The 26,410-nt window shown below is 63.2% G+C and carries 29 protein-coding genes; 17 read left to right on the forward strand and 12 right to left on the reverse strand.

From position 1 onward, the window contains the following. The first annotated feature begins 389 nt into the window (after positions 1 to 389). The 3 genes from ACN8M7_RS13085 to hda all read left to right on the forward strand — a co-directional run bounded on the left by ACN8M7_RS13085 (position 390) and on the right by hda (position 3,287). Positions 390 to 1,430 (forward strand): DUF2066 domain-containing protein, encoded by a 1,041-nt coding sequence (locus ACN8M7_RS13085; protein ID WP_490261035.1) that lies wholly within the window; start codon positions 390 to 392, stop codon positions 1,428 to 1,430. A 73-nt stretch (positions 1,431 to 1,503) separates the two neighbouring features. Beyond that, complete coding sequence (locus tag ACN8M7_RS13090; RefSeq protein WP_061238101.1) at positions 1,504 to 2,586, forward strand: AI-2E family transporter; 1,083 nt, start codon at positions 1,504 to 1,506, stop codon at positions 2,584 to 2,586. Further along, a complete protein-coding gene (gene hda, locus ACN8M7_RS13095; RefSeq protein ID WP_061238100.1) occupies positions 2,583 to 3,287 on the forward strand; it encodes a DnaA regulatory inactivator Hda in 705 nt (234 codons plus the stop codon). Before ACN8M7_RS13090 ends, hda begins: the two co-directional genes overlap by 4 nt. Before the next feature lie 30 nt (positions 3,288 to 3,317). On the opposite strand, the gene ACN8M7_RS13100 is transcribed toward hda, so the two are convergent. From ACN8M7_RS13100 to arsC, 4 genes are read right to left on the reverse strand one after another with little or no spacing between them, the layout of a single operon-like run. Next, entirely contained in the window at positions 3,318 to 4,010 is a 693-nt protein-coding gene (locus ACN8M7_RS13100) for an alpha/beta fold hydrolase (RefSeq protein ID WP_490261036.1), read from the reverse strand. Further along, complete coding sequence (locus ACN8M7_RS13105) at positions 4,010 to 4,420, reverse strand: DUF2069 domain-containing protein (RefSeq protein WP_061238098.1); 411 nt, start codon at positions 4,418 to 4,420, stop codon at positions 4,010 to 4,012. Before ACN8M7_RS13105 ends, ACN8M7_RS13100 begins: the two co-directional genes overlap by 1 nt. 2 nt (positions 4,421 to 4,422) lie before the next feature. Beyond that, on the reverse strand, positions 4,423 to 5,019 hold the full coding sequence (gene wrbA, locus ACN8M7_RS13110) for an NAD(P)H:quinone oxidoreductase (protein WP_061238097.1): 597 nt from the start codon (positions 5,017 to 5,019) through the stop codon (positions 4,423 to 4,425). Then, complete coding sequence (gene arsC, locus ACN8M7_RS13115) at positions 5,016 to 5,369, reverse strand: arsenate reductase (glutaredoxin) (protein WP_061238096.1); 354 nt, start codon at positions 5,367 to 5,369, stop codon at positions 5,016 to 5,018. The genes wrbA and arsC overlap by 4 nt, the downstream gene beginning before the upstream one ends. 137 nt (positions 5,370 to 5,506) lie before the next feature. On the opposite strand from arsC, the gene ACN8M7_RS13120 reads away from it, so the two are divergent. Both ACN8M7_RS13120 and ACN8M7_RS13125 read left to right on the forward strand, forming a co-directional pair. Then, positions 5,507 to 6,724 (forward strand): virulence factor BrkB family protein, encoded by a 1,218-nt coding sequence (locus ACN8M7_RS13120; RefSeq protein ID WP_490261037.1) that lies wholly within the window; start codon positions 5,507 to 5,509, stop codon positions 6,722 to 6,724. Positions 6,725 to 6,932: 208 nt separating this feature from the next. Continuing rightward, complete coding sequence (locus ACN8M7_RS13125) at positions 6,933 to 7,133, forward strand: hypothetical protein (protein WP_490261038.1); 201 nt, start codon at positions 6,933 to 6,935, stop codon at positions 7,131 to 7,133. Between the two features lie 47 nt (positions 7,134 to 7,180). On the opposite strand, the gene ACN8M7_RS13130 is transcribed toward ACN8M7_RS13125, so the two are convergent. Continuing rightward, positions 7,181 to 7,573 (reverse strand): hypothetical protein, encoded by a 393-nt coding sequence (locus ACN8M7_RS13130; RefSeq protein ID WP_490261039.1) that lies wholly within the window; start codon positions 7,571 to 7,573, stop codon positions 7,181 to 7,183. A gap of 113 nt (positions 7,574 to 7,686) precedes the next feature. Then, positions 7,687 to 9,093, reverse strand: coding sequence for a cyclic-di-GMP receptor FimW-related protein (locus tag ACN8M7_RS13135; RefSeq protein WP_061238092.1), 1,407 nt, complete (start codon positions 9,091 to 9,093; stop codon positions 7,687 to 7,689). A gap of 30 nt (positions 9,094 to 9,123) precedes the next feature. Here ACN8M7_RS13135 and ACN8M7_RS13140 point away from each other — a divergent pair, with 30 nt between their 5' ends. The 5 genes from ACN8M7_RS13140 to ACN8M7_RS13160 all read left to right on the forward strand — a co-directional run bounded on the left by ACN8M7_RS13140 (position 9,124) and on the right by ACN8M7_RS13160 (position 13,713). After that, positions 9,124 to 9,600: a TlpA disulfide reductase family protein gene (locus tag ACN8M7_RS13140; RefSeq protein ID WP_061238091.1), complete on the forward strand. Its 477-nt coding sequence runs from the start codon at positions 9,124 to 9,126 to the stop codon at positions 9,598 to 9,600. A gap of 100 nt (positions 9,601 to 9,700) precedes the next feature. Further along, positions 9,701 to 10,873, forward strand: coding sequence for an MFS transporter (locus ACN8M7_RS13145; protein WP_490261040.1), 1,173 nt, complete (start codon positions 9,701 to 9,703; stop codon positions 10,871 to 10,873). A gap of 112 nt (positions 10,874 to 10,985) precedes the next feature. Next, complete coding sequence (locus ACN8M7_RS13150; protein WP_061238089.1) at positions 10,986 to 11,591, forward strand: outer membrane beta-barrel protein; 606 nt, start codon at positions 10,986 to 10,988, stop codon at positions 11,589 to 11,591. Between the two features lie 65 nt (positions 11,592 to 11,656). Beyond that, positions 11,657 to 12,334 carry a response regulator transcription factor gene (locus tag ACN8M7_RS13155; RefSeq protein ID WP_061238088.1) on the forward strand — a complete coding sequence of 226 codons (678 nt, stop codon included), beginning with the start codon at positions 11,657 to 11,659 and terminating at the stop codon, positions 12,332 to 12,334. Next, a complete protein-coding gene (locus ACN8M7_RS13160; protein ID WP_490261041.1) occupies positions 12,331 to 13,713 on the forward strand; it encodes an ATP-binding protein in 1,383 nt (460 codons plus the stop codon). The genes ACN8M7_RS13155 and ACN8M7_RS13160 overlap by 4 nt, the downstream gene beginning before the upstream one ends. A gap of 18 nt (positions 13,714 to 13,731) precedes the next feature. On the opposite strand, the gene ACN8M7_RS13165 is transcribed toward ACN8M7_RS13160, so the two are convergent. Continuing rightward, positions 13,732 to 14,730: an AraC family transcriptional regulator gene (locus tag ACN8M7_RS13165; protein ID WP_490261042.1), complete on the reverse strand. Its 999-nt coding sequence runs from the start codon at positions 14,728 to 14,730 to the stop codon at positions 13,732 to 13,734. A gap of 163 nt (positions 14,731 to 14,893) precedes the next feature. Here ACN8M7_RS13165 and ACN8M7_RS13170 point away from each other — a divergent pair, with 163 nt between their 5' ends. From ACN8M7_RS13170 to ACN8M7_RS13180, 3 genes are all read left to right on the forward strand, one after another. Beyond that, entirely contained in the window at positions 14,894 to 16,033 is a 1,140-nt protein-coding gene (locus tag ACN8M7_RS13170; protein WP_490261043.1) for an acyl-CoA dehydrogenase family protein, read from the forward strand. Between the two features lie 232 nt (positions 16,034 to 16,265). Further along, positions 16,266 to 17,447, forward strand: a complete 1,182-nt coding sequence (locus ACN8M7_RS13175; RefSeq protein ID WP_490261044.1) for a CaiB/BaiF CoA transferase family protein — start codon at positions 16,266 to 16,268, stop codon at positions 17,445 to 17,447. A gap of 181 nt (positions 17,448 to 17,628) precedes the next feature. After that, positions 17,629 to 17,910: a lysozyme inhibitor LprI family protein gene (locus tag ACN8M7_RS13180; RefSeq protein ID WP_231740105.1), complete on the forward strand. Its 282-nt coding sequence runs from the start codon at positions 17,629 to 17,631 to the stop codon at positions 17,908 to 17,910. Positions 17,911 to 17,940: 30 nt separating this feature from the next. Here the strand turns inward: ACN8M7_RS13180 and ACN8M7_RS13185 are convergent, their stop codons facing one another. From ACN8M7_RS13185 to ACN8M7_RS13195, 3 genes are all read right to left on the reverse strand, one after another. Then, entirely contained in the window at positions 17,941 to 18,435 is a 495-nt protein-coding gene (locus ACN8M7_RS13185; RefSeq protein WP_490261045.1) for a SprT family zinc-dependent metalloprotease, read from the reverse strand. Positions 18,436 to 18,602: 167 nt separating this feature from the next. After that, positions 18,603 to 19,202, reverse strand: coding sequence for a Yip1 family protein (locus tag ACN8M7_RS13190; protein WP_490261046.1), 600 nt, complete (start codon positions 19,200 to 19,202; stop codon positions 18,603 to 18,605). 167 nt (positions 19,203 to 19,369) lie between these two features. Continuing rightward, positions 19,370 to 19,963, reverse strand: coding sequence for a DNA-J related domain-containing protein (locus ACN8M7_RS13195; protein ID WP_490261047.1), 594 nt, complete (start codon positions 19,961 to 19,963; stop codon positions 19,370 to 19,372). A gap of 101 nt (positions 19,964 to 20,064) precedes the next feature. On the opposite strand from ACN8M7_RS13195, the gene ttcA reads away from it, so the two are divergent. The 4 genes from ttcA (at position 20,065) to ACN8M7_RS13215 (ending at position 23,236) form a co-directional block, all read left to right on the forward strand. Next, on the forward strand, positions 20,065 to 20,889 hold the full coding sequence (gene ttcA / locus ACN8M7_RS13200) for a tRNA 2-thiocytidine(32) synthetase TtcA (protein ID WP_061238079.1): 825 nt from the start codon (positions 20,065 to 20,067) through the stop codon (positions 20,887 to 20,889). Between the two features lie 161 nt (positions 20,890 to 21,050). Beyond that, positions 21,051 to 21,182, forward strand: a complete 132-nt coding sequence (locus ACN8M7_RS13205; RefSeq protein WP_490261048.1) for a hypothetical protein — start codon at positions 21,051 to 21,053, stop codon at positions 21,180 to 21,182. A 260-nt stretch (positions 21,183 to 21,442) separates the two neighbouring features. Further along, positions 21,443 to 22,501 carry a 3-deoxy-7-phosphoheptulonate synthase gene (locus ACN8M7_RS13210; protein WP_490261049.1) on the forward strand — a complete coding sequence of 353 codons (1,059 nt, stop codon included), beginning with the start codon at positions 21,443 to 21,445 and terminating at the stop codon, positions 22,499 to 22,501. Between the two features lie 63 nt (positions 22,502 to 22,564). Next, the gene (locus ACN8M7_RS13215) at positions 22,565 to 23,236 is read left to right on the forward strand and encodes a DNA-3-methyladenine glycosylase I (RefSeq protein ID WP_490261050.1); all 672 of its coding nucleotides are present in this window, start codon (positions 22,565 to 22,567) and stop codon (positions 23,234 to 23,236) included. On the opposite strand, the gene ACN8M7_RS13220 is transcribed toward ACN8M7_RS13215, so the two are convergent. Together ACN8M7_RS13220 and ACN8M7_RS13225 are read right to left on the reverse strand one after the other, a co-directional pair. Further along, positions 23,226 to 23,477, reverse strand: coding sequence for a YheU family protein (locus ACN8M7_RS13220; RefSeq protein WP_061238077.1), 252 nt, complete (start codon positions 23,475 to 23,477; stop codon positions 23,226 to 23,228). The two genes, ACN8M7_RS13215 and ACN8M7_RS13220, sit on opposite strands and share 11 nt — an antisense overlap. A gap of 142 nt (positions 23,478 to 23,619) precedes the next feature. Then, positions 23,620 to 26,370 carry a hybrid sensor histidine kinase/response regulator gene (locus ACN8M7_RS13225; protein WP_490261051.1) on the reverse strand — a complete coding sequence of 917 codons (2,751 nt, stop codon included), beginning with the start codon at positions 26,368 to 26,370 and terminating at the stop codon, positions 23,620 to 23,622. Positions 26,371 to 26,410 lie beyond the last annotated feature (40 nt).

A 26,410-nucleotide genomic window follows, 5' to 3' on the forward strand; every position in this document is an offset into this window, starting at 1 on the left:
CGCGTACCGGCTGGCGAAGGCGCGCGATTTTATCAGGCTTGCCCGGTAGCGGCCACTCGCGTGCATGCGCTTCGTCGCAGGCGTGGGCTCTGGTTGCCGGGGCGCAGGCGGCTGTTTAAGGTATAGGCCTTTGCGCACGCCGTCAGGCATTTGAAAAACCAGCCGCGTTGCCATTGCTGCGTTGAAAACAGGTTCGTAATCCTCGTTTGCAACCCGTCAGGTCGAGTCCGACCCGATCGTTGCTCGCCTGTTTGATGCGTTGGCGCCCCCCCCATCGGGCCAGTCCTAGGCTGTGAACCCCGTTGGCCGTGGCGCCTTGCACTGGCTGCCTCGCCCAGGTTTTTCAGAGGTCGGCAAGCGTGCCGCCATCCTTCGCGAGAGCCCGCCCCATGCGTCTGTCTGTCCGCCTGCTGTTCTTCTGTCTGTCGCTCCTGAGCCTGTCGGCATTGGCCGCGCCGGTTACCGATCTGTATCAGGTGCGCGAGCCTGTGGCCGATCAGCAGCCGGAAAGTCGCGACGTCGCCATGCAGAAGGCTCTGCAGACGCTGGTGCTGCGTCTGACCGGTGATGCCAAGGCGGTGCAGAACGCCGGGCTGGAAGGGTTGCGCAAGGATCCGCAACAGATCGTCAGCCAGTACGGCTACGAAGGCGATGCACTGCTGGTCGAGTTCGATCCGGGCAGCACCGAGCGCCAGCTGCGCCAGGCCGGCCTGGCGCTGTGGGGCGCCAATCGTCCGGCCATCCTGACCTGGTGGCTCAACGATTCGCCCGAAGGCAGCCAACTGGTTGGTGAAAGCCAGAGTGCGTCGGCGCTGCTGCGCGCCGCCGCTCAACATCGTGGTCTGCCACTGCGTTTGCCGCTGGCGGACCTGAGCGAGCAGGCGCTGGGCACTGCCGATGCGCTGCTGGCCAACGATCCGCAGGCCCTGCGTGAGGCTTCCGAACGCTACGCGGCCGACGCCTTGCTGGCCGTGCAGGCCACCGAAAGCGGCGGCAGCTGGCAAGCGACCTGGCGTCTGTGGCTGGGGGACGAGCGCGAGCAGGGCAAGGCGGAGGCCGCCGACCAGGCTGCACTGGCCGATGCCGTGATGCTGGCGGTGGCCGAGCGCCTGGCGCCGCGTTTTCTGGTCAAGCCGGGGGCCGCGCAAAGCCTGACGCTGGTGGTCGAAGGCGCCGATCTGGCGCGTTTCGCCGCGCTGGAGCGTCTGCTCGAACCCTTCGCCGCACGTTTGCAGGAAGTCGATGGCCAGCGTCTGGTCTATCAGGTCAGTGCCAGCCCGGAGCAACTGCGCGCGCAGCTGGCATTGGGGCAGCTGCAGGAAGTCAGTGAGCCGCTCGAGGCGACCGAGCCTGCAACCAACCCGGAGGCCGGCGCAACCGAGGCGCCGCAGGTGAAACCGAGCACCGATCAGCTGCGTTTTCGCTGGTAAGCTCTGCAGCGGCTGAATCAAGGCCCAGTTACGCGGCGCCTTCAAGGCGCCGTTTCGCATCGAGGACGCGAGCATGACCGATTCCACCCGTTGGCTATGGATGGCTGGGCTGTTTCTGCTCGGCTGGTTGCTGTACCTGCTGCACCCGATTCTTTCCCCATTTCTGATCGGCATCCTGCTGGCCTACATGGGCGACCCGCTGGTCGACCGGCTGGAGCGCCACCGGCTGTCACGCACCGGTGGAGTGATCGTGGTGTTCACGCTGTTCGCGCTGGTACTCCTCATCCTGCTGCTGGTGCTGGTGCCCATGCTGGGGCGGCAACTGGTACGTCTTTATCAGCTGGCGCCGGAAATGCTCGATTGGCTGCAGGGCACGGCCTTGCCCTGGTCACAGTCGCACCTCGGTTTGCAGAATGACCTGCTGCAGGTCGATCAGCTCAAACAGGTGTTCACCGACAACATCGGTAAGACCACCGATGTGCTCAAGGCGGTGCTGGCCCAGGCGACATCCTCCGGGCTGGCACTGCTGGGCTGGCTGGGCAACCTGCTGCTGATTCCGGTGGTGAGTTTCTACCTGATGCGTGACTGGGATGTGCTGGTCGAACGTGTGCGTCGGCTGCTGCCACGTCAGCGCGAAGGCCTGGTGGTCAAGCTGACTGGCGAATGCCACGAGGTGCTCGGCGCCTTCTTGCGCGGACAGCTGTTGGTGATGCTGGCGTTGAGCGTCATCTATGCCAGCGGGCTGATGCTGGTTGGGCTGGAACTGGGGCTGTTGATCGGTGTGTTGGCGGGCCTGGCGAGCATCGTGCCTTATATGGGCTTTATCGTCGGTATCGGTGCGGCGTTGACCGCTGCGCTGTTCCAGTTCGGCCTCGAGCCGTATCCGCTGATCGGTATCGGCGTGGTGTTCATGATCGGACAATTGCTCGAAGGCATGGTCCTGACGCCCATGCTGGTGGGGGATCGCATTGGCCTGCATCCGGTCGCGGTGATCTTCGCAATCCTCGCTGGCGGCCAGCTGTTTGGCTTTACCGGCGTGCTGCTGGCCCTGCCAGTTGCCGCTGTGATCATGGTTTTGCTGCGCCATGCCCATGATTTGTATAAACTTTCCGGCCTTTACGGAGAGACCAGCGGTTCCGACGAGCCCCCTGCATGAAACCAATCCAGCTGCCTCTGGGGGTGCGTCTGCGTGATGACGCCACCTTCGCCAACTACTATCCCGGCGCCAATGCCGCGGCCTTGGGCTATGTCGAGCGTCTGTGCGAGGCGGATGCCGGCTGGACGGAAAGCCTGATCTACCTGTGGGGCGCCGAAGGCGTCGGCCGCAGCCACTTGCTGCAGGCCGCCTGTCTGCGCTTCGAGCAGCGTGGCGAAGCCGTGGTGTATTTGCCACTCGGCGAGGTGGTGCAACATGGCCCTGAGTTGCTCGACAACCTTGAGCTGTGTGAGCTGGTCTGCCTCGATGACCTCGATGCGATAGCCGGACGCAGCGACTGGGAAGAGGGGTTGTTCCATCTGTTCAACCGCTTGCGTGACAGCGGCAGACGTCTGTTACTGGCCGGCACCATGTCGCCGCGCGAGCTGCCGATTCAACTGCCTGACCTGAAGTCGCGACTGACCCTGGCGCTGGTCTTCCAGCTGCATGAGCTGTCCGACGAAGACAAGCTGCGTGCCCTGCAGTTGCGCGCCTCGCGCCGTGGCCTGCAGATGAGCGACGAGGTCGGCCGATTCATCCTCACCCGTGGCGAGCGCAGCATGAGTGCGCTGTTCGAGTTGCTGGAGCGCCTCGACCAGGCCTCGTTGCAGGCTCAGCGCAAGCTGACCATTCCTTTTCTCAAGGAAACCCTGGGCTGGTAGACGCAAGAGGGGCGAGGTAGCGAAGTGACCTCACCCTTGTCGCGTTTCATCCGGCGCCTGTTCCGCCATGAAGGTGCGAATCGCTGCCGCGCAGGCTTGTGCTTGCGTCTGCAGGATGAAGTGCGGGCCTTTCAGGCGCACCTGACGCAAGTCGTCGCAGTGCTCGGCCAGGCTCTTGGCGCTATGGGGCGTGACCAGTCGATCCTGCTGTGGCCACAGATGCAGGGCCGGTAGGGCGAGGCGCTGTTGCGGGGCGTGCAGTGTTGCCAGGCTGGCGAGGCGAGCACGTAGCAGCGACCGATCCAGACGACGGATTTCCCCTTGTACAAGCCTGAGCGTTTCGTCGTTGGCCCCGTCGCCGAGGCACAGGGTGCGGAGCATCCAGGGGCGCGTCGCCAGAGCCAGGGGGATGGGCAAGTGCCTGAGCAATGCCAGAGGTGCGAAAGGGTTGCTCAGAAATGACGCCGCGAAGATAACGCCGCGCAAACCTTCGGGGTTTCGTAACGCCAGGCGATAGGCCAGCGGGCCGGAAAAGGACTCGCCCAACAGCATGAAAGGCCTGTTGCCCAGGTGTTGGATCAGCATGTCGGCCAGGCTGTCGTAGTCCTGCGGCCCGTGATCAGGCAGGCTCAGGGCCTGGCAATCGATGTCCTGGAGTTCGTCGAGCAGTGGTGCGAAGAGGTGGCTGCTGCCGTTCAGACCGGGCAGCAGCACCAGACGCATCAGGCTTCCCCAGCCAACTTGCGGTCGTACTGGAAGCGCCAGCGGGTGTAGAGCAGGGCGCAGCAGAACAGGCCGAAGCTGATCACCGCCTCCAGTGCGCCGAACAATGCACGCGCCGGGTCGATGGCGGCGAGTACGCCCTGGATGAAGTAGAGGTTGACCACGAAGCAGACCCAGGCATGAGCGCGGGCGTTGCCCATCAGTATTCCGGGGGCGAGCAGCGCAAGTGGCAGCAACTGGATCGCCAGCACCACGCCAATCCGCGCGCCATGCAGGTCGGCGAAGGCCAGGTTCCACACCAGCAGCAGGGTCAGCAGGGCGATGAAGCTGAACAGGCTCAGCGCTCGGCTGAGTTTTACCCGCGGCTGCAGCCATTCGAGACTGGGCAAGGGTTTCTTCGCTCGGGCCACGTTCAGCGCTCCAGTTTGCTGGCTGTTTGCGCCAGGCGTTGACCCAATGCACGGCACAGGGCGATTTCATGTTCGTCCAGCGCACGTTTGCCGTCGCCGCCGGCATGATGGCTGGGGCCGTAAGGCGTACCACCACCACGGGTTTCGAGCAGAGCCGCTTCGCTGTAGGGCAGGCCGCAGACCAGCATGCCGTGGTGCAGCAGCGGTAGCATCATCGACAGCAGGGTGGTTTCCTGGCCGCCATGCAGGCTAGCAGTGGAGGTGAAGACACCGGCTGGCTTGCCGACCAGCTCGCCGGTCAGCCACAGGTTGCTGGTGCCGTCGATGAAGTACTTCAGCGGCGCAGCCATGTTGCCGAAACGGGTCGGGCTGCCCAGCGCCAGGCCCGCGCAGTTCTTCAGATCGTCCAGGGTGGCGTACATGGCACCTTCTTCCGGCACGCTCGGCGCTACGGCTTCGCATTCGCTGGAGACTGCCGGTACGGTGCGCAGGCGAGCTTCCAGGCCGGCCATTTCGACACCACGGGCGATCTGTCTGGCCATCTGCGCGGTGGCGCCATGGCGGCTGTAGTAGAGCACCAGGATGTAGGGCGCACTCATGCCAGCAGCTCCAGCACGTTCTCCGGTGGGCGACCGATGACCGCCTTGTCGCCAGCGATCAGGATCGGGCGCTCGATCAACTTGGGATGCTTGACCATCGCCTCGATCAGCTGCGCTTCGCTCAAGCTGGCGTCGGCCAGGCCCAGTGCCTTGTATTCGTCTTCACCCGTACGCAGCAGGTCGCGCGCAGCGATGCCCAGCTTGCCGAGCAGGCTCTTGAGTTCAGCGGCGCTGGGGGGCGTTTCCAGATAGCGCACTACCTTCGGTTGCAGGCCGCGTGCTTCCAGCAGCTCCAGAGCACCGCGGGATTTCGAGCAACGCGGGTTGTGATAGAGGGTCAGGTCGGTCATGGGGACTCGCATCCGGCTTGAGGTGGCGGCTATTCTAACCGCCTGATAGGCAGATGCACGCATAGCGCTAACGGGCTGTTGCTGCGACCTTTTCACGCGGTGCACTGTCTGAACGGTTTTGGGGCTAAGGAGAGGTCATGCGGGGGCGATTGAAGGACTGGCTGGGTTTCTGGGTGTGCCTGTATCAGCGTTTCATGGAGAACCGCGGTGCAGGTAACGCGGCAGCCTTGACCTATACCACTCTGTTCGCCGTGGTGCCGATGATGACCGTGACCTTCGCCATGCTGTCGGCGATTCCGGCGTTCCAGGGCGTGGGCGAGGAGATCCAGGGTTTCATCTTCCATAACTTCGTGCCCTCCACCGGTGAAACGGTGCAGGAGTACCTGCGTGAGTTCACCTCCCAGGCCCGGCAACTGACCTGGTTCGGCGTCGGGTTGCTGGCCGTCACCGCCTTTCTCATGCTGGTCACCATCGAGAAGACCTTCAACGTGATCTGGCGGGTGCGTCAGCCGCGCCGCGGTATGTCCAGCTTCCTGCTGTACTGGGCGATTCTCAGCCTCGGGCCGCTGCTGCTGGGGGCCGGTTTTGCGGTGAGCACCTATATCGCTTCGCTTTCACTGATCTCCGGGCCGGATGCCGTGGTGGGCGCCAAGACCCTGCTTGCGTTCGCGCCATTGTTATCCAGTATCGCGGCGTTCACCTTGCTTTATGCGGCAGTTCCCAACACCCGGGTACCCTTGCGCCACGCACTGCTCGGCGGCCTGTTCAGCGCCGTGCTGTTCGAGGTGGCCAAGGCGCTGTTCGGCCTCTACGTGCGCCTGTTTCCCGGTTATCACCTGATCTATGGTGCCTTCGCCACGGTCCCGCTGTTTCTGGTGTGGATCTATCTGTCCTGGCTGATCGTGCTGCTGGGCGCCGAGCTGGTGTACGGCTTGTCGCAACCACGGCACTGGCGCCGCGAGCCGATCCCCAAAGGGCTGATTCTGCTGGTGGTGCTGCGGCTTATGCTCAAGCGTCAGCAGAAGGGCGAAGCCCTGCATTACGGCGATATGCAGCGTGCTGGTTGGCGCTTGCCTGAGGACGAGTGGGCTCAGGTGATGGATTTTCTCGAGCGCGAGCGTCTGGCGTGCAAGGCCAGTGGCGGCGGTTGGGTGTTGAGCCGTGATCTGCACGCTTTTTCCGTACATCAGCTGTTCGAGTGCAGTCCCTGGCCGTTGCCGAGCCTGTCACAGTTGCCTGCCAAGCTCGATGAGCCCTGGTACCCGGCGTTGCGCGAGGGATTGGAACATTTGCAGGCCGAGCGTGAGCAGCAGTTCGGCGCCAGCCTGGCCGAATGGTTGCCGGGCAAGGGTTGAGCGCAGTGGATTGAGGCCGCCTGGCATTGGTCTGCTCGGTGTGACAAAAAACGTCAGTTTGCGGCGTCATCCCACCGCCTTGTGGCGTTGCGGCAAGACTGGGCGTCACTGATGGCGCTTTTAACGGGCTGGCACGCTTTTGGCAGTTGCAGGATCAGTTGCTATCGAACTGCCAGCAGGGCAGGGATCGCTGAGGACTCAGGCAGTAATGACGGGCAAGAACAAGGTCATCCACCTTCACCGGCGCGATCCGCAGGAAGCGCTCACGCGGCTCAACCGAATCACCGGGCTGCGTTTCGCGCGCTGGCCGGAGTCGCTGCTCGAGCATGTCGCTGCGGATGATCTGCAGCGTGATGCCGACGACTCAGCGGCGCAGCCTGCGCCCAGCCCAGGCATTTCCTCCGGCTAAAACGAAAACCCCGCGTCGATGCGCGGGGTCTTCGTTGCCGTTGAGGTTCAGGCCATGGCCTGCAGGCTCTCGCTGTTGGACAGTTCGACGGCCTGCACGAAGAATTCCTCGACTACCAGGCTCTGCGCCGGCACCGCCGAGCGCAGGCGTACCTGCATGTCTTCGATTTTATGCCGCACCGGCATGCGCGCGATGCCGGAGAGCAGGATCTTGCCATGGGCATTGACCTTGCCGTGGTCGACACTGACTTCGCGGCGTTTGTCACCGTCGCGATAGCTGATCAGCAGCGATACCGGCAGGTTGGCCAGGCCGGGCAATTGCAGCCAGGTAGCGACGTTGTATTCGGCCACACGGCCCTCGTAGGGCGTTACCAGCAGGCGAGCGACGTCGACGATGCGCGAGGGCACGGAGCCAATCAGCTTGTCTTGCACATGGGACATGGTGGAGTTCCAGGCTGGTGAGACTTCAGTGCCAGGAATTATAAGCAGCCACCTGCTGGTGAAACTGTGCACTCGGCAGACAGAGCGCGTGATTGGGGTCGCAGTTTCGCATATCAGGCCAGACGCAGAGGATGGCGGCTCACCGATGAGGTCTGCAGGTTGCTCTCGGGCAGCGGCAGGATCGCCTGGTTATTTACGCTGGCGAGCTGCAGCCAGAGATGTTCGCCGTAGGTGAACTGGCCATTGGGCAGCCATAGGCCGTGGTGCCAGCCATTACCCGGAGCGGGGGTGCTCTGCAGCACACCCGGGTGAGTCTGGGCATTGGGCGCACGGCGCAGCCACACCGGCCGTGGCAGGCCTTTGAGGTAGCGCAATCCCAGATGCAGGCCTTCGGTATTGAGGTGGCGCCAGCGTACCAGGGCGAGCGTCGGCGTGCCGTTGGTGAGCAGCAGGACCAGTTGCCCTACCTGCAGTTGCCCACCTTCGTCGGCGTTGCACAGCAGGCGCGCGCCGCCTGGGCTGGCATCGAGCAACTGCGCCTCGGTACGCTGCGGCAGCTTGTCCAGCAGTTGCGCATGGATGGCGGGCAGGCCAACCACCAGGCTGCATTGCCCGTCCAGCTCGGCGCGCTCATGGCGACGTTGCTGGCGTCCCAGCCAGTGCTGGCGTACGCGTTCGAGCAACTGGCGTTCCTGGGCACTTTGCAGGGGGGCCGGTTCGTGCAGGGCGATCAGCAACGCACCCAGTTCGAAGCGACGCAGATTGGCCGCTTCGCCTTCCACCGGTTGCTCGAAGCCCAGGCAGGCCTGCGATTCGCTGAGGTCGACTATCGGGCCTTCGCTTTCGTCCTCCTCGTCCCAGGCTTGCAGCCTGGCCAGCCCAGCTAGTGGAGCCAGTGCACCGAACAGCGTCAGGCATTCGCCTTCGTCAAGGTGGAAGGGATTGCTCAATGCCAGCAGCAACATCTGCTGGTACAGCCCGCGCAGGTCGCTGGCCGGCTTCGGCTCGAAGGCGGCAGCCACTGGCTCGTCCAGGCACTGCTGGTGCTCGCCGATCCAGTACAGCAGGTGGCTGTCGCGCCACAGTGCCGCCGGTGGCTCCTGATATAGCTGGTAGTGGCGCAGCAACTGCTGGGCGAGAAAATGCTGGGCCATGTACAGGCACCAGGCCAGGTGCGGCAGCGACGGCTGGCGACCTTGCAGGATTTGCAGCAGCAGGCGCTTGAAACCAGTCGCCAGCTCGCCGCACAGGCGCACGAACAGCGCGCTCGGCGAGTGCTGGTGAATGGCAAGGCTGGCGTAATGACGATACTCGTCACTGAAATTTTGCAGCGCACGCTGCCTTTCCAGTAAGGTCAGGCCGCTGCGATTGAGCGAAAACAACAGGCCGAGCACTTGTTGCAGGCCATGTTCGGGCTCCAGGTGGCGAGCTGCCGCGAGTCGCTGGGCGACCTCCGCTGGCGATACGCTGTTGTCCTCGCGGATGTCCGGTACTTCCAGGCGCAGGGCATCCAGCGTCATATCAACCCCGAGTGGACGAGGATCGAGTACATGGGCTTAGGGCTCCGGAATGTCGGCAAGGCTGTTTTGGGTATCTGCGCCGGTCTGCTGCTGACGGCTTGTGCCGAAGATTTCGGCCCTGATCAGCATGGACGAAAGGTAACGGCTGACAGCCTGGATGGCCAGTGGCTGGTCATTAATTATTGGGCCGAGTGGTGCGCGCCGTGCCGCACGGAAATTCCCGAGCTCAACGCGCTCGAGGAAAAACTGAAAAACCAGTCGGCGCGTGTGATCGGCGTCAACTTCGATGCCTTGCAGGGCGAGGACCTCAAGCGGGCGGCGGACAGCTTCGACATCCGTTTCACCGTGCTGGCGCAGGACCCGGCGGCGCGCTTCGAGCTGCCGCACAACGATGTGTTGCCGGTGACCTACATCGTCGATGCTGACGGCAAACTGCGCGAACGCCTGGTGGGCGAGCAGACCTCCGCAGGGCTGCAGGAGCACCTCAAGCGCTTGCGCGGCCAGTAGAGAGACGACGAAAACCACTGCGGTGGGCGGTCGCATCAATAGGTAGCATGCTAAGCTTTTGCTCCGGCCGAACCTGCGCCGTGCTTCATGAGTCTGCCTGATGTCCGCTACCCATCTCACCCGCGGCAGCGCCGGTTACCGGCGCGCCACTCTGGCGTTGTTCTGCGCCGGCTTCGCCACTTTCGCCATGCTCTACTGCGTGCAGCCGCTGCTCCCGCTATTGGCGGCGCACTTTCAGGTTTCTGCTGCCAGCAGCAGTCTGGCGCTGTCGCTGACCACCTTGAGCCTGGCGCTGTGCCTGCTGGTATCCGGCGCGCTGGCCGAGAGCTGGGGGCGCAAGCCGGTGATGGCTGCGGCGCTGGGGCTGGCGGCGATACTGGGGATCGCCTGCGCACTGGTGGAGGAGTGGGGCAGCCTGCTGTTTCTACGGGCGCTGTTGGGTTTGGCTCTGAGCGGTTTGCCTGCGTTGGCCATGGCCTACGTTGGCGAGGAGTTCGATCCCGAAGCGCTGCCGGCCGCCATGGGCCTCTACATCGGCGGTACGGCGCTGGGTGGGTTGCTCGGGCGTCTGCTGGCGGGCCTGCTCAGTGACCTGGGCGGTTGGCCCTGGGCCCTTGGCGGCATTGCCGGGCTCGGTCTGCTGGCGCTGGGGCTGTTCCTCTGGCTGTTGCCGCCGTCGCGGCATTTCACCGCGCAGGCGCTTTCCGTGCCTGGCTTGCTGCGCAACTTCGCCCAGCACCTGAGCAACCCGCGACTGCGCGTGCTGTTCGCCCTGGCGTTCCTGCTCATGGGCGGCTTCGTTGCCATGTTCAATTACGTCGGCTTTCGCCTGGCGAGTGCGCCATTCAATCTGTCGGCGACGGTAATCGGCCTGCTGTTCACCGTCTACCTGCTGGGTATCTTCAGCGCTGGTTGGGCTGGGCGTCTGGTCCCGCGTTTCGGCGCACGTCAGGTCCTGCACGGCGGTATCGGGCTGATGCTGCTGGGGGTGGCGCTGTGTGCGATGCCCTGGTTGAGTTCGGCGGTAATCGGTCTGGCACTGTTCACCCTGGGGTTCTTCGCCGCCCATGCGGTTGCCAGCGGGCAGGTCGGTATCCATGCGCAAGGGGCCAAGGCGCAGGCCTCGGCACTGTACCTGTGTGCCTATTACCTCGGCTCCAGCCTGGTGGGCTACGTGGGAGGGTATGTCTGGGAGCACGCCGGCTGGCTGGCGCTGCTGGCCGTTCTGGCTTCGTTGTTCGTTGTCGCAGGGGCTCTGGTACGGCGTATTTAGGCTGTTCGCCAGCCGTTCAGTGCAGGTTCAAGGAGGATTCAGCGGGTATTCAGTAGTCTTCCCGCAGACTCGTTGCCGAGTTGATCAAAACTGCAACGAGAGGAAGGATTCAATGAAAATCACCCTGAACCGTATTGCATTGGCAAGCTGCCTGGCGCTGGGCACAAGCGCTGCCCAGGCCAACGACAATTTCCTTGGGCTGACCTGGGGGCAGACTGACAACAACATTCAGAAGTCCAACGCGCTGAATGCCAATCTCGGCAATCCCAAGTTGGACAAGGTGATCAACGGCGAGGGTACCTGGGGCCTCCGTGCCGGCCAGAAAAGCGCCGATGGTCGCTATTACGCGACTTATGAGAATGTCTCGGACAGTCACAATGGCTACAAGCTGCGTCAGCAGAACCTTCTCGGCAGCTACGACATGTTCGTACCGCTGGGGGACAACAACACCAAGCTGTTCGGTGGTGTAACCGCCGGTCTGGTCAAGCTCGAGCAGGAAAGCCGCGGCTTTTCCCGCGACAGCGACATCGGATTTGCCGCGGGTCTGCAGGCCGGTATCCTGCAGGAACTGAACAGCAATACATCGATCGAAGCCGGCTATCGTTACCTGCGTACCAACGCCAGCACAGAAATGGCACCGCAGGGTGCAGGCAAGGCCGGGTCGCTGGATCTGCACAGCAGTTCGCAGCTCTACCTTGGCGCCAACTTTGCCTTCTAACGAGGGCTTCGCGTTACCGGGCCGGGCATCAGTCCGGCCTTCGTACTATTGAAAGGGGGAGTCTCATGAAATTGCTGGTGGTGGAGGATGAGGCGCTGCTGCGTCACCATCTGTTCACTCGCCTCAGCGAAAACGGGCACGTGGTGGATGCCGTACGCACCGCCGAAGAAGCACTGTATCGCGCTGAGTCCTTCAATCATGATCTGGCCCTGGTCGACCTTGGTCTGCCTGGCATGAGCGGTATCGACCTGATCCGTCAACTGCGCAGCCAGGACAAGAACTTTCCGATTCTTATCCTCACCGCGCGTGGCAACTGGCAGGACAAGGTCGAAGGCCTCTCCTGTGGTGCCGACGATTACGTGGTAAAGCCGTTCCAGTTCGAAGAGCTGGAAGCGCGCCTGAACGCGTTGCTGCGCCGTTCCTCCGGGTTCACCAAGTCGACCATCGAGGCCGGTTCGCTGGTGCTGGATCTCAACCGCAAGCAGGCCACGGTAGACGAGCAATCGTTGCAACTGACCGCTTATGAATACCGCATCCTCGAGTACCTCATGCTGCATCACCAGCAGGTGGTGGCCAAGGAGCGCCTGATGGAGCAACTCTACCCAGGCGATGACGAGCGCGACCCCAACGTCATCGAGGTACTGGTCGGTCGTCTGCGCCGCAAGCTCGAAGGGGTGATCGGCGGCAAGCCGATTGAAACCGTGCGCGGCCAGGGCTACATGTTCAACGAGCGCTGCAAGTGAGCCGAGCGCGCGTGGTTCTGCGCAAGCTGCGCATGCGTTTTCGCTCGTTGCGCCTGCGCCTGATGCTGGCCAGCGCAGCGCTGGCGATGCTGTTCATGCTGTTGCTGATGCCGGTGTTGCAGGGTGTGTTTCTCATGGCCCTGGAGCAGACCGTGGAGAAGCGTCTGGCCTCCGATGCGGCCGCGTTGATTTCTGCTGCGCGCATCCATGACGGCCAGCTGCATATGCCGGACAAGATGCCGGACGAGGAATTCGACAACCTCGATTCACACCTGCTGGGTTTCATCTTCGACCGTGACGGGCAGATGATCTGGCGTTCGCGCTCGTCCACCGACGAGCTGGTGCGCTACCTGCCGCGCTACGATGGTCGTGGCCACGAGTTCATCCGCATTCGCGATGACGGCGGCCAGGAATACTTCGTGTATGACATCGAGGTGGATCTGCTGCGGGGTGATGAAACCGCCCTGAGCATCGTCACCATGCAGCCCACGCGCGAGTACCAGGGGCTGTTCAACGGCTTTGCCTGGCAGCTGCGCTTGTGGCTGGGTATCGCCTTGCTGGTGTTGCTGGGCCTGCTCTGGTTTGGCCTGACCTGGGGCTTTCGCAGCCTGCGCGGTCTTAGCGACGAACTCGACGGTGTGGAGGCAGGCACTCGGCAGCGCCTGAGTGACGAGCATCCACGCGAACTGCTGCGCCTGACCAACTCCCTCAACCGCTTGCTCGACAGCGAGCGGCGTCAGCGCGAGCGTTATCGCGATTCGCTGGAAGATCTCGCCCATAGCCTGAAAACGCCACTCAGCGTGCTGCAGGGCATCGGTGAAACCCTCGCCGTGCACTCGGAGAATCGCGAGCAGGCGCAGCTGATGCAGGCGCAGATCGAGCGCATGAGCCAGCAGGTTGGCTACCAACTGCAGCGCGCCAGCCTGCGTCGCAGCGGCCTGGTGCGTCATCGTGAGCAGGTCTGGCCGCTGCTCGAAGGCTTGTGCCGTTCGCTGGACAAGGTCTATCGCGACAAGCGCGTGGAAGCGACGCTGGAAGTGCCCGAGCACAGCCAGATCACCATGGAGCGTGGCGCGTTGATGGAGCTGCTCGGCAACCTGCTGGAGAACGCCTACCGCCTTTGCCTGCGTCATGTGCGCGTCAGGCTGCAGCCTCAGGTCGGCGGTTGCCTGATCACCATCGAAGACGACGGTCCTGGCGTGCCACCGCATCAGCGTGCGCGGGTGCTGCAGCGCGGCGAGCGTCTGGACGTGCAGAATCCGGGGCAGGGCATCGGCCTGGCGGTGGTCGAAGATATCGTCGAAAGCTACGACGGCGAGCTGAGCCTGGAAGACTCCGAGTTGGGCGGCGCCTGCTTCAGGGTGCGTTTGTACGACTGAGCCGCAACGGCACTAACTTCATCCTTCCTGAGCTCGATAGGCCCCCGGCGTCAGCCCTGTCCATTTCTTGAAGGCGCGGTGAAAGGCCGAGGGTTCGGAGAAGCCGAGCTGCTCGGCGATATCCTGAATCGCCAGCTCGTCGCGGCCCAGGTGGTAGATGGCGAGGTCGCGGCGCAGGTGGTCCTTGAGTTCCTGAAAACTGGTGCCTTCTTCACGCAGGTGGCGACGCAGCGTCTGTGGGCTGGTGTGCAGTTGCTGGGCCGTGTGTTCCAGGTCGGGCCAGGTGCGGCAGTCGCGACCGAGCAGGCGACGAATCTGGCTGATCAAACTGTCGCCGCCGTCGGGCCGCGCCAGCAGGTCGGCAGGGGAGTGCTGGAGGAACTGCTTGAGGGTGCGTTCGTCCTGCAGTAACGGCATCGTCAGGTAGCGCGCGTGAAACAGCAGGCTGGTCTGCCCGGCAGCAAAACGGCGGCTGCAGGGGAACAGCAGTTCGTACTCGGCGGCGTGCTCGGGTTCGGGGTAGGCGAAGCTCGCTTCTTCCAGGCGGATACGCTGGCCGATCAGCCAGCTGCCGAGGCGATGCCAGATCACCAGCAGGCTCTCCAGCAGAAAATGGTCCGGGTCCCACAGCGTGCTGTCGTCCACGCTCAGTCGTGCCCAGTCGCCTTCGCGTTGCAGGCGGATTCTCGGTGCATCGGCGAACAGTCCATAGAACATCGCGCCGCGGCTCAGGGCTTTTTCCAGGTTGTGGCAGTGGATGATGGCGTGGCCCATCATGGCGAAGGTGCCGGGTCTGCTCGGCTGACGGCCGAAACCCAGGTACTCGTCGTCCAGTGTTTCCCACAACAGCTGCATCAGTCGGGCGAACTGCTCGGGGGCGATGCGCGCGCGCGGCTCGACCAGTACGGCGGGCTGAATGCCGGCCTGACGCAGAATCGCCTCGCAGGCCAGGCCGCGGCGATTGGCACCGCGCAAGGCGGCGCGGACGAAGTGGCTGGCGATGGTGCGTTCGCGCATGCTGGGCTTCCGCTGTCGAGGGAGGTCGATGGTAGGCAGTTGCTCTCGGCCACGGCAAGCCAGCCGAGCGATTGGGTCAAGCGAGGCTGAGCGTATGGGTCATTGAGGGAGGTAGGCGTGGCACTTAACCTCAGCGCCATAACAACAGCGGAGGACCCGCCTCATGCAACGCAACCATTTCGACACCGAGCACAACCTGTTCCGCGATGCCTTCGCGACGTTTTTGCAGAAGGAAGTGGTGCCCCATCAGCAGGCCTGGGAAGAGGCCGGCATGGTGGATCGCAGCGTGTGGCGCAAGGCTGGCGAGATGGGGTTTCTGTTGCCTTGGGCGGATGAGGAATATGGCGGCGCGGGGCTCAAGGATTTTCGCTACGAGCAGATCATGTGCGAGGAGTTGGCGCGCATCAATGAGCCCGGTTTCATGATTCCGTTGCACTCGGCGCTGTGTGGGCCCTATATCGCCGAATACGGCAATGCTGAGCAGAAAGCGCGGTTCATGCCAGGCATCATCAGCGGTGAGACCATCCTCGCCGTGGCCATGACCGAGCCTGCGGCAGGCTCGGACCTGGCCGGCATGCGCACCACGGCAGTGGACAAGGGCGATCACTGGCTGCTCAACGGTTCCAAGGTATTCATCTCCAATGGCTATCTGGCCGATGTGGTGATCGTTGCGGCCAAGACCGATCCAGCCAACAAGCACGCCATGGGCCTGTTCCTGGTGGAGCGCGGCATGCCGGGTTTCGAGCGCGGCAAGAAGTTGAAGAAACTTGGCATGCACAGCCAGGACACCGCCGAGCTGTTCTTCAACGAGGTCAGGGTGCCCAAGGAAAACCTGCTGGGCGACGCCAAGGGTGGCTTCTTCTACCTGATGAACATGCTCGCCCAGGAGCGTCTGACCAATGCCTGTGGTGCGGTGGCCGGCGCCGAGGCGGCGCTGCAGACCACCATCGAGTACGTCAAGGAGCGCCAGGCCTTCGGCCGCTCGGTGGCGCACTTTCAGAACACTCGCTTCAAACTCGCGGAGATGCGTACGCAGATCGATGTGGCTCAGGTGTTCACCGACCGCTGCGTGATGGATCACAACCAGAAGAAGCTCACCCCGGAGGTGGCCGCCGAGGCCAAGCTGTTCACCACCGAACTGCTCGGCAAGGTGGTGGACGAGGGCGTGCAGCTACACGGCGGCTGGGGCTACATGTGGGAATACCCGATCTGCAAGATGTACGCGAATGCGCGGATTCAGCGGATCTTCGCCGGCACCTCGGAAATCATGAAGGAGATCATCAGTCGCGCAATGAAGTTGTAGGTTTGCGCACGGTTGCGCCATCGAGGTCTATCGTCATAACGCTTACACCCCGATGACCTGGAGAAATCCAATAACAAGAAGATGCCTGGCCCAGGCCCTGCAACGGCCTCACACGTGTTTCAACCAGCTGCCGGCGGTCAAGGGCGTCCTGCATGACTGCCGCTGGTGCCAGGTCGACGGTCTGGGGGCGGGCTGATCGGCGCTACGTCATTCTTTGCAATCTGGAGTCGCCATGTCCGGTCCTTTGTCATCGCTGAAGATTCTCGATTTTTCCACGCTGCTGCCAGGGCCGTTCGCGTCACTGCTGCTGGCGGATATGGGCGCCGAGGTGCTGCGGGTGGAGTCGCCCACTCGCATGGACCTGGTGCGCGAGCTGCCACCGCACGATGGCGGCGTCTCCACCAGCCATGCCTATCTCAACCGCAACAAGCGCAGCATCGCCCTCGACCTCAAGCGGCCGGCAGCGGTGGAGGTGGTCAAGCAACTGGTCAGTGAGTACGACATCGTGCTCGAACAGTTTCGACCCGGTGTGATGGATAAGCTGGGTGTCGGCTATGAGGCGCTCAAGGCGATCAACCCACGGCTGATCTATGTCTCGATCACCGGCTACGGGCAGAGCGGACCTTATCGTGACCGTGCCGGACACGACATCAACTACCTGGCGCTGGCCGGCATCGCCAGCTACACCGGGCGTCGCGACAGTGGCCCGCTGCCCCTCGGCGTGCAATTGGCCGACCTGGCGGGCGGCTCGCTGCATGGCGTGATCGGCTTGCTCGCCGCTGTGGTGCAGCGCCAGGTCAGCGGTTTGGGTCAGCAGGTCGATGTGAGCATGACCGATTGCGCCTTCAGCCTGCATGGTATGTCCGGGGCGGGCTATCTCGGTGCCGGAGTCGAGCCGCAGATGGAAAACCAGGCGCTCAATGGTGGCAGCTTCTACGACTACTACCGCACCCGTGACGGTCGCTGGTTCTCCGTGGGCAGCCTGGAGCCGCAGTTCATGCAGCAGTTCTGCGCCGCCCTTGGTCGCCCCGAGCTGGCGGCGCGGGGGCTGTCGCAGACGCCCGGGGATCAGCAGGCGCTCAAGCGCGAACTCGAGATCGAGTTCGAGAGACGCGATTTCGCCGAATGGTGCGCGATCTTCGCTGAACTGGATGCCTGCGTCGAACCCATGCTGGCGCTTTCCGAGGCGGTCGAACATCCGCAGGTCAAGGCCCGTGGGCTGGTCGTCGAAGTGCCGCGCGAGGGTTTGCCGGCGCAGTCGCAATTAGCCTGCCCGCTGAAGTTCTCCGCAGGCTTGCCGCCTCCACGGCATGTCGGCACGGCAGTTGGTGCGCATACCGCCGAAGTGCTGGCGGAGCTGGGTTATGACACCGAGCGAATTGCGGCGCTACGCGAGGCCCGGGTGTTCGGTTGAACCCGCTATGGGGCCGGCTTAGGATGGGCGCCTTTGTCGCGGTGGAGCGTCATGTATGAAGGGAGTCGCAGGGAGGGTGCCAGGCATCGCGGGATGGATCTTGGCGGCGGGATTGGCCGTTGCCCTGATGCCAGTGCAGGCTGCTGAGGACCCAGACGATCCGTGCCAGCAGGGTAGCGCCATGGCGGCTTTCATGTGTCAGGGACCGGCCTGGAAGGCCGCCGAGCAAAGGCTGCAGGATACCTACGAGCGCGTGATGGCCTCGCTCAAGCAGTATGATCCGGCGCTCGCCAATGAACTACGGGACGCCCAGCGCCTGTGGATCAAGCTCCGTGAGCAGGATTGCAGCCTGTACGCTCGCAGCCGAGTGCAAGGATCGCCCTGGACCGGGTTCTGGGAGTCGGAGTGCCACGCGCAGCAGGCGCAAGCACGTACCCGCTGGTTGGAGTCTTTCGAGCCCTAGGCGCCGCTCTCGCTGCCTGCGCGCAGCGCATCACGCCTGACGCTGCTCCCCAGTGAAGGTCAGCGTCACCTTGCAGCGTCGGCAGTAATAGCGACGGCCCTTGGCGACCAAGGCGTGGCGCTGGGCGGAGAAGGGGAACTCTCCATCGGGGCAGCTGCAGCGGTAGATGAAGCGCTTGACCTCGCGTCGTTCGACTTCATAGCTGTGGCAGCGATGCGGGGGCAATTCGTAAACGCCGCGCATGATCAATTGCCACTCCTCGCCATGTGGCTGAATGCGCGGACCGAATAGCTGGTGGGCGATCATGTGGGCGACTTCGTGCGGCACTGTCTGGCGCAGGAAGTCCTCATGATTGGCTTGGTACAGCTGCAGATTGAAGCGCAGCTTGTTTTCCGTCAGGTGGGCGACGCCCGCCTTCTGCCCGCGCAGCTTGAAGCTGACCTCGGGGCGGGCAAAGCGTTGCTTGAAGAAGGCCTCGGCCTGTTGGTAGCAGGCTTCGACGCGGGCATGAATCTGTTCGGGCATGGCAGGTAGCGGCTGCGGTTCGACGGGGGATTATGCCGCAAGCGTCAGGGATACGGGGAAGTTGCCCTGACCTTCGGGCCGCACCGTCTTCCCGGCCGACGAATGGTTGCCCACATGCAAAAAGGGCCGACATCGCTGCCGGCCCTTCCGGTCGACGCGCGTCAGCGTTAGCTGGTGTAGACCGGACCGACCCCCATGCCCCAGAGGATCACCGAGCTGGCGATCATCGCCACCAGTACCACCAGACCAACTGCCAGCACCGAGCTGGAGAACATGAAGCCCTCGTCCTCGGGGATGTTCATGAAGGTCGGTATACCGACATAGAGCAGGTAGACGGTGTAGCAGATCGCCACCGTGCCGACGACCATCCCCAGCCACAGGTGTGGATATAGCGCTGCCAGGCCGCCGATGAACAGCGGGGTGGCGGTATAGGCCGCGAATACCACGCACTGGGTCAGGTTGGGATTGGCATCGTAGGTGCGCGCCATCCAGTGGATGAAAGCGCCCATCACGGCCACGCCAGCGAGCATCGCCAGGTAGGACATGATGGTCATCACCACCGCACTGCCTTCGGTGAGCATTACAGGTGCTCGGTCACCAATGGCCCAGCCAACCTGGGTGGTGCCGATGTAGGCTGAAATTGCGGGAACCGCTGCGAGAACCAGTACATGGGTCAGGTACATGTGACTGATGGATTCTTCCTCGCCACGGATTTCTTGCCATTCTTGGTCGGGATGGGTGAAGAGCCCCCAAACGTGGTGGATCATGCCAGACACCTCCTCATTCTTATGACGGTCGCCCCCCAGCGGACGCCCGGCGCGCGTGTACAGCGCTACCGGGTGTCAGGCCGAATCTATGCGACCTTATGTCGCAGTATAGGCAGGCCCTGGAGCAGGCGTGGTGTCTGGCTTTAGAGCAAATCGCTCTCTCGGGCCTAGCGGTAATAGCGCTCCAGAATTTCCATGGCCAGATTGATCGACTGCAACCGCTCTGTGCTGCCGCCTCGGTCCGGATGGTGCTCGCTGACCATCTGTCGGTAGCGCTGCTTGATACGGGGCAGATCGAGCAGCTGTTCATCGCTCAGTTCGAACAGTTCGAGCGCCGCCTGCTTCTCTTCGCCGCCTTGCATGCGCGTCCAGAAGCTGGTCAGCAGGCGTTCGACGTCACGCTCGTCGGTGTCTTGCAGGTTGCGCATGTCCAGGTAGTAGTCGCGCAGTTCGTCACGCTCGCTGAGCGCCGCGCTGCCTGGCTGGTAAGGCAGCAAGCGGATGCTCAGCGGGCTGATCTGCAGCAGGTGCGTGCGTTGTTGCCAGAGTTGGTCGCGCAGGCGATACAGGGCGTTGAACAGCAGGAAATGCGTGCGAAACAGCACCAGCTTGTCGGCCAGCGGCAAATTGGGGATGTGGCCGCTGTGGCGCTCCTTCAGCTGCTGGATCAGCGCGTATTCGGCAAGCCCCTCGGGAGCGGCTTGCAGCAATTGCAGCACCTGCTCGGCGAGGTCATGAGTGGGGTTTAGGTCGTCATTCATCGGCCGAGCCTAGCATTTCGTTGCTGGTGGGGTAGGGGCGAGACGCCATTGTGCGTAAAATGTCGCGCTTTCGTTCCCACTCCCTCGGATTTCGACGCACCATGGGCACCCTCTCGGTCAACCAGAACAAACTGCAGAAGCGCATTCGCCGCCTGGCCGGCGAAGCCATCACCGATTTCAACATGATCGAGGATGGCGACAAGGTGATGGTCTGCCTGTCCGGCGGCAAGGACAGCTACACCATGCTCGACGTGCTGCTGTATCTGCAGAAGGTGGCGCCGATCAAGTTCGAGATCGTTGCGGTGAACATGGACCAGAAGCAGCCCGGCTTCCCCGAGCACGTGCTGCCGGCCTATCTCGAAGCCCTCGGCGTGCCGTATCACATCATCGAGAAGGACACCTACTCGGTGGTGAAGGAAAAGATCCCCGAGGGCAAGACCACCTGCTCGCTGTGTTCGCGTCTGCGTCGTGGCACGCTGTACACATACGCCGACGAGATCGGCGCGACCAAGATGGCGCTGGGGCATCACCGCGACGACATTCTGGAAACCTTCTTCCTCAACATGTTCTACGGTGGCACGCTCAAGGCCATGCCGCCCAAGCTGCTGTCCGATGACGGCCGTAACGTGGTGATCCGCCCGCTGGCCTACTGCGCCGAGGCCGATATCGAGGCTTACAGCCAGCTCAAGGAATTCCCCATCATCCCGTGCAACCTCTGCGGCTCGCAGGAGAACCTGCAGCGCCAGGTGGTCAAGGAGATGCTGCAGGAGTGGGAGCGCAAGAGCCCGGGCCGGGTCGAGATCATGTTCCGTGCGCTGCAGAACGTGCACCCCTCGCAGCTGGCCGACCGCAACCTGTTCGACTTCAAGAGCCTGAAGATCGACGACAGCGCCACGCCGCGCTTTCTCGATGTGATGAGCCTGTAGGGTGGATCAAGCTTCACCGATCCACCGGTATGGGGATTGGTGGATGTAAAAGGCGACATCCACCCTACGCCCTGCACGAACCGTGGGAGGGGCTTTAACCGCGACGCTTGCCAGGCCGCAAAGGCCTGGAGTATGGTTCGGCCATCGCTTTGGAGAATGCCATGTCCACCAGTCTCAATCTTCTGTCCATGCTGCAAGCCGGTGCCTCGCGCGCCGCGTTGGCGCGTGCGCAGGTGTGCGTGGCGGCGGCGTATTATTTCTTTGGGTATTGGTTTAGCCACAGGCGCGCCTGATACCCACAGGCGGCCTGAGACACCAGGGTCGCCACCAGAGACGTTTTCCAGAAAACCCCCGGTCGGCAACCCGACCGGGGGTTTTGTTTTTTCCGGCCGAAAACGGCCACAGACCGAGGATTCACAGATGAACCGTTATTACCGCAACTACCGCTATGACTGGCGATTTAGCAGCGTCACCACCGCCCTGACACCTTTGCAACGAACACTCAGTTAGCGCCGCGCGGCGCAGACCGCGCCGGCCAAGGAACCGCCAGATCATGAACAGCTCCGCTCAACTCGCATCCACCGTCACCTCCATCGCCCGCCGCAGTGCTCAACCGCTGCCCAGTCCCGCCTTACTACGCCAACGCCTGCCACTGTCTGCGGCACTTGCCGAACGTATCGCCGCCGACCGCGACGCCATTCGCGCCGTGCTCGATGGCCGTGACCCGCGCCTGCTGGTGGTGGTCGGCCCCTGTTCCCTGCACGACCGCACCTCGGCCCTCGAATACGGCGAGCGCCTGGCCGAGCTGGCGCCACAGGTCGATGACCAACTGCTGCTGGTGATGCGCGCCTACGTGGAAAAACCGCGCACGACCGTGGGCTGGAAAGGGCTGTTGTACGACCCGCATCTCGATGGCAGTGGTGACATGGCCGAAGGCCTGCGCCAGTCGCGGCAACTGATGCTGGACATCCTCGAACGCGGCCTGCCGCTGGCCACCGAGCTGCTGCAACCGATGGCCGCCGGTTACTTCGATGATCTGCTCGGCTGGGCGGCGATTGGCGCGCGCACCAGCGAGTCGCAGGTGCACCGCGAGATGGTCAGCGGCCTGGATCTGCCGGTGGGCTTCAAGAACGGCACCGACGGCAGTGTCGGCATCGCCTGCGATGCCATGCGTTCGGCGGCGCATCCGCATCGGCACTTCGGCATCGACGATCTTGGCCACCCGGCGCTGCTGCACACCGCTGGCAACCCGGACACCCATCTGGTGCTGCGCGGTGGTCATGGCGCGCCGAACCATGATGCGGCCAGTGTTGCCGCCGCACGTGAGGCGTTGCAGCGTCAGGGCATCGAGCCGCGCATTCTGGTCGACTGCAGCCACGCCAACAGCGGCAAGGATCCGCTGCGTCAGCCGGCCGTACTGGACAGCGTGATCGAGCAGCGTCTGGCCGGTGATGCCAGCCTGCGTGGGGTGATGCTGGAGAGTCATCTGTTCGACGGTTGCCAGGCGCTTTCCGGCGAGCTGCGTTACGGCGTGTCGATCACCGACGGCTGCCTGGGCTGGAGTGGTACCGAGCTGGCGCTGCGTCAGGCGGCTGAGCGTTTGCGCGCTTGAGTCTTGCGAGAGGTGGGCATCTGCGTGCAGGCTTCGTCGTCCGTTTCATGAAGGATTCGATTCATGCGTGATTACAAGTGGCTGCACGAGTTCTGCCTTAATCGCTTCGGCTCGGCCAAGGCGCTGGAGGCCATGCTGCCGCAGCCGCGCAGCGATGCCGAGCTGCGCGCGTTGAGCGATGACCGCTACCTGTCGTTGATCAGCCTGCGCATCTTCCGCGCTGGCCTCAAACACAGCCTGGTGGACGCCAAGTGGCCGGCTTTCGAGGAGGTGTTCTTCGGCTTCGACCCGGAAAAGGTGGTGCTGATGGGCGGCGAGCGCCTGGAGAACCTGATGCAGGATGCGCGGCTGATCCGCCACCTGGGCAAGCTCAAGAGCGTGCCGCGCAACGCTCAGTTCATCCTCGATGTGCGCCGCGAGAAAGGAAGCTTTGGCGCGCTGATCGCCGATTGGCCGGTCAGCGACATCGTCGGTCTGTGGAAGTACCTGGCCAAGCACGGTAGCCAGCTTGGCGGCCTGTCAGCACCGAGGTTTCTGCGCATGGTGGGCAAGGACACCTTCATCCCCACCGATGACATGGTCGCCGCGCTCAAGGCGCAGGACATCATCGACAAGGCGCCGACCAGCTTGAAAGACCTGGCGGCAGTGCAGGCGGCATTCAACCAGTGGCAGGCCGAGAGTGGTCGACCGCTGTGTCAGCTATCGGTGATGCTGGCGCATACGGTCAATCATTGAGCGATTGCTGCAAGGCCTCCAGCCACTCCTTGGGCACATCGCGCTTCATCGCCAGTTGGCATTGCTGGCTGTCAGGGTCGAAAACGATCACCGCCTCGGCCTTGTCCAGAGCGCGGCGTACGCGCTGCACGCGGGTTTCCAGCGGGGTTTCATCGCCGTTGTCGGTACCGTCGCGGGTGACGAAGTCTTCGATCAGCGCAGTGAGAGTGTCGGCTTGCAGCAGGTCAGCGGGGATCAGCACAACGTATGACTCCAGTGTTAGCAGGCGGGTGAAAAACTACCTCGGCTTTGGCCTCCTGCATTCATGCAGTCGTCGCCTGGGTTTTTCAGCGGCCTGTTGGGCGCCCATGATAGAGCCATAGGGCGCCGCGCTGCGAGTGCGCTCAGTGCAAGTCGCTGGTGCGTTTGAGGTGGCGTTCCAGTGTGCTGTAGAGCAGCCCGCTATCCAACGGCTTACCGAGAAAGTCATCCATGCCGGCGTCCAGGCCGTGCTGGCGGTGCTCTTCGAGGATATGCGCGGTCAGCGCGATGATGGGCACGGCGGCCAGTTGCTGGCTGCGTTCCAGGCGGCGGATCTGCCGCGTGGCTTCGAAACCGTCCATCACCGGCATCTCGCAATCCATCAGGATCAAATGCACTGCAGCCGGGTCGCGGCCGTATTCCTGCACGGCCGCCTGACCGTCGGTTACCAGGCGCACGCTGTAGCCACGTTTCTTCAAGAAGCCCTGAACCACCAGCTGGTTCACCGGGTTGTCCTCCGCCACCAGGATGCAGGGGGCGCTGCTGTTGTCGTTGCGTATTTCTCTGACCAACTGATGTACCTGTGCTCTGGGTTCTTCGTACAGCTCGCTCAAGGCCTGCCGCAGTGCGTTGATCGCGACTGGCTGGGCCAGGTGTTGCAAACGCAGGCCGTGGCGCGCTGGCAGATGTTGGCAGGCCTCGGGTGGACAGACCAGTAGCACGCGTTGTTGCGGTTGCAGCTGGGGCCTGAGTGAATCGAGCCAGTGACTGACGCCGCCAGGCCAGGGCGCCATCAGCACCAGCAGCGGCGGTGCGGTGAAGTCCTCCAGATAATCCAGCAGTCGCTCCGGCGTTTGACAGCGCTCGGTGCGCATGCCCCAGCGCCCAAGCAAGCGGCTCAAGGCATCCAGCCCCAGGCCATCGAGAGAGGCGAGCAGGGCGGTACGTCCGGCCAACAGGCCGCCCAGCTCGTCGGGCGTATCCTGCTCGGCCAGCAGCGCTATGTCGAAGGCGAAGCGAGTGCCCTGGCCCAGGGTGCTCTGCACCTCGATTCTACCGCCCATCATCTCCACCAGCTCCTTGCTGATGGCCAGGCCCAGGCCGCTGCCGCCGTAACGACGGGTCGTGCTGGAGTCCCCTTGCGCGAAGGATTCGAACAGTTGCGCCAGGGCCTGCTCGCTGATGCCGATACCACTGTCGCTGACGGCGAACACCAGATGCGGATTGCCATGGCTGTCGCTGCGACGGCTGACGCTGACTGCCACATGGCCTTCTGCGGTGAATTTCAGGGCGTTGCTGAGCAGGTTCATCAGGATCTGCTTGAGCCGTGTCGGGTCGCCCTGAATGCGCCGCGGCACCCCGTTCTCCAGGCTGACGTAAAGGCGCAGGCGCTTATCCAGCGCCTGGCCGGTGAACAGGCTGAGCGTCTCGGAAATCATGTCTTCCAGGTCGAACTCGATCTGCTCCAGGCTGAGCTTGCCGGACTCGATGCGAGCGTAGTCGAGGATGTCGTTGATCACAGCCATCAGCGAACTGCCGGAGCTGGAGATGGTGTCGACATAGAAACGCTGGCTGCGATCCAGGCGGGTTTCGCGCAACAGTTGCAGCATGCCCAGCACGCCGTTGAGCGGCGTACGGATCTCGTGGCTCATCTTGGCCAGGAAACGGCTCTTGGCCTGGCTTTCGAACGCCGCCTGCTCGGCGGCGCGGCGCGACTTGAAGCCTTCTTCCTTGAGCAGGTTGATGCGGTCGGCCAGGCCGATTGACAGGGTGATCAGCTCGATGGTGACGCCGATCTTCACTACCGTGGCACCGAATACGCCGAACACCTCCAGGCCCAGCGAACCGGTGGTGGCCTGGATGAAGGCGAACAACAGAATGGCCCAGGCCAGGGTGTAGTAGGAGCCGTAGCGCACGCCCCGGCGCCAGATGTAGATACCTGTGAGCAGCAGAATCAGCGACACCACGGAGACGGTGACGCTGGCCAGGATGTTCCAGGCGGCGAAGCCGATCAGCGGCACCGACAGCAGGCAGCCGACGCAGATCAGCATCAGCAGGCGCAGGCCGGTGTCCAGGCGCGGGAAATACTGGCGTGCGTGCAGGAAATGGCGGCTGAACTGGATGGCCGTGAGGCAGTGCACATACATCAGGATGTAGATGCTGACCGACTGCAAGGCCACGTGCTCGGGCAGCAGTTTGAACAGCATGCCGTCGAAGCAGGCTGCCAGCAGGCCGACGTTGAGGTTGTAGGCCAGGTACCAGAGGTAGGCCGATTCACGTAGTGACAGATAGAGGAACAGGTTGTAGCAGAACATGGCGAACAGCACGCCATAGAACGCGCCGTTGAAGCCCATCAGGTTTTCCTGCGCAGCCGCGCTGGCGCCGTAGGTGGCGAAGAACAGCGGCACGAACACCGTGCTGGTGGTTTCCACGCGGACCAGCAGGGTGCTGGCGCCGGGCTCCAGCTGCATGGGAAACCAGAAATTACGCACCTGTACCGGCCGCTGGGAGAAGGCGAAGCTGTCGCCGCTTTCCTGTTCCAGACGTTTGCCCTGAGGGGTGATCAGATGAACCTGCAGATGATCGAGCAGCGGATAGTTGACTTCGAGATAGCCGCCCAGTGGATGGTTGAGGCCGTTGACCAGGCGAACCTTGAACCACCACACCGATGCGTTCTTGCCGAGGTTGGCATGTTCGCCGCTCAGCCCCTTGAAGGCGGCATCATCCAGTGCCTGCACCTGCTCGACGCTGAGAGTGCCGTTCACGTCCTCGTAATAGCCGGTGTAGGGGCCCAGGGACAGGCGCAGGTCGTCGCTATTCAGCGGCGCAGGGGTAAGGGCCCAACTTGGGCAGGCGAGCCAGAACAGCAACACAGCCAGAAAGACGCGAGGCATCCGTGAACCTCAGAAGGCCATGGAAAATGGCCGGAGTGTC

The organism is Pseudomonas spartinae (assembly GCF_965197125.1).
Classification (GTDB): domain Bacteria; phylum Pseudomonadota; class Gammaproteobacteria; order Pseudomonadales; family Pseudomonadaceae; genus Aquipseudomonas; species Aquipseudomonas composti_A.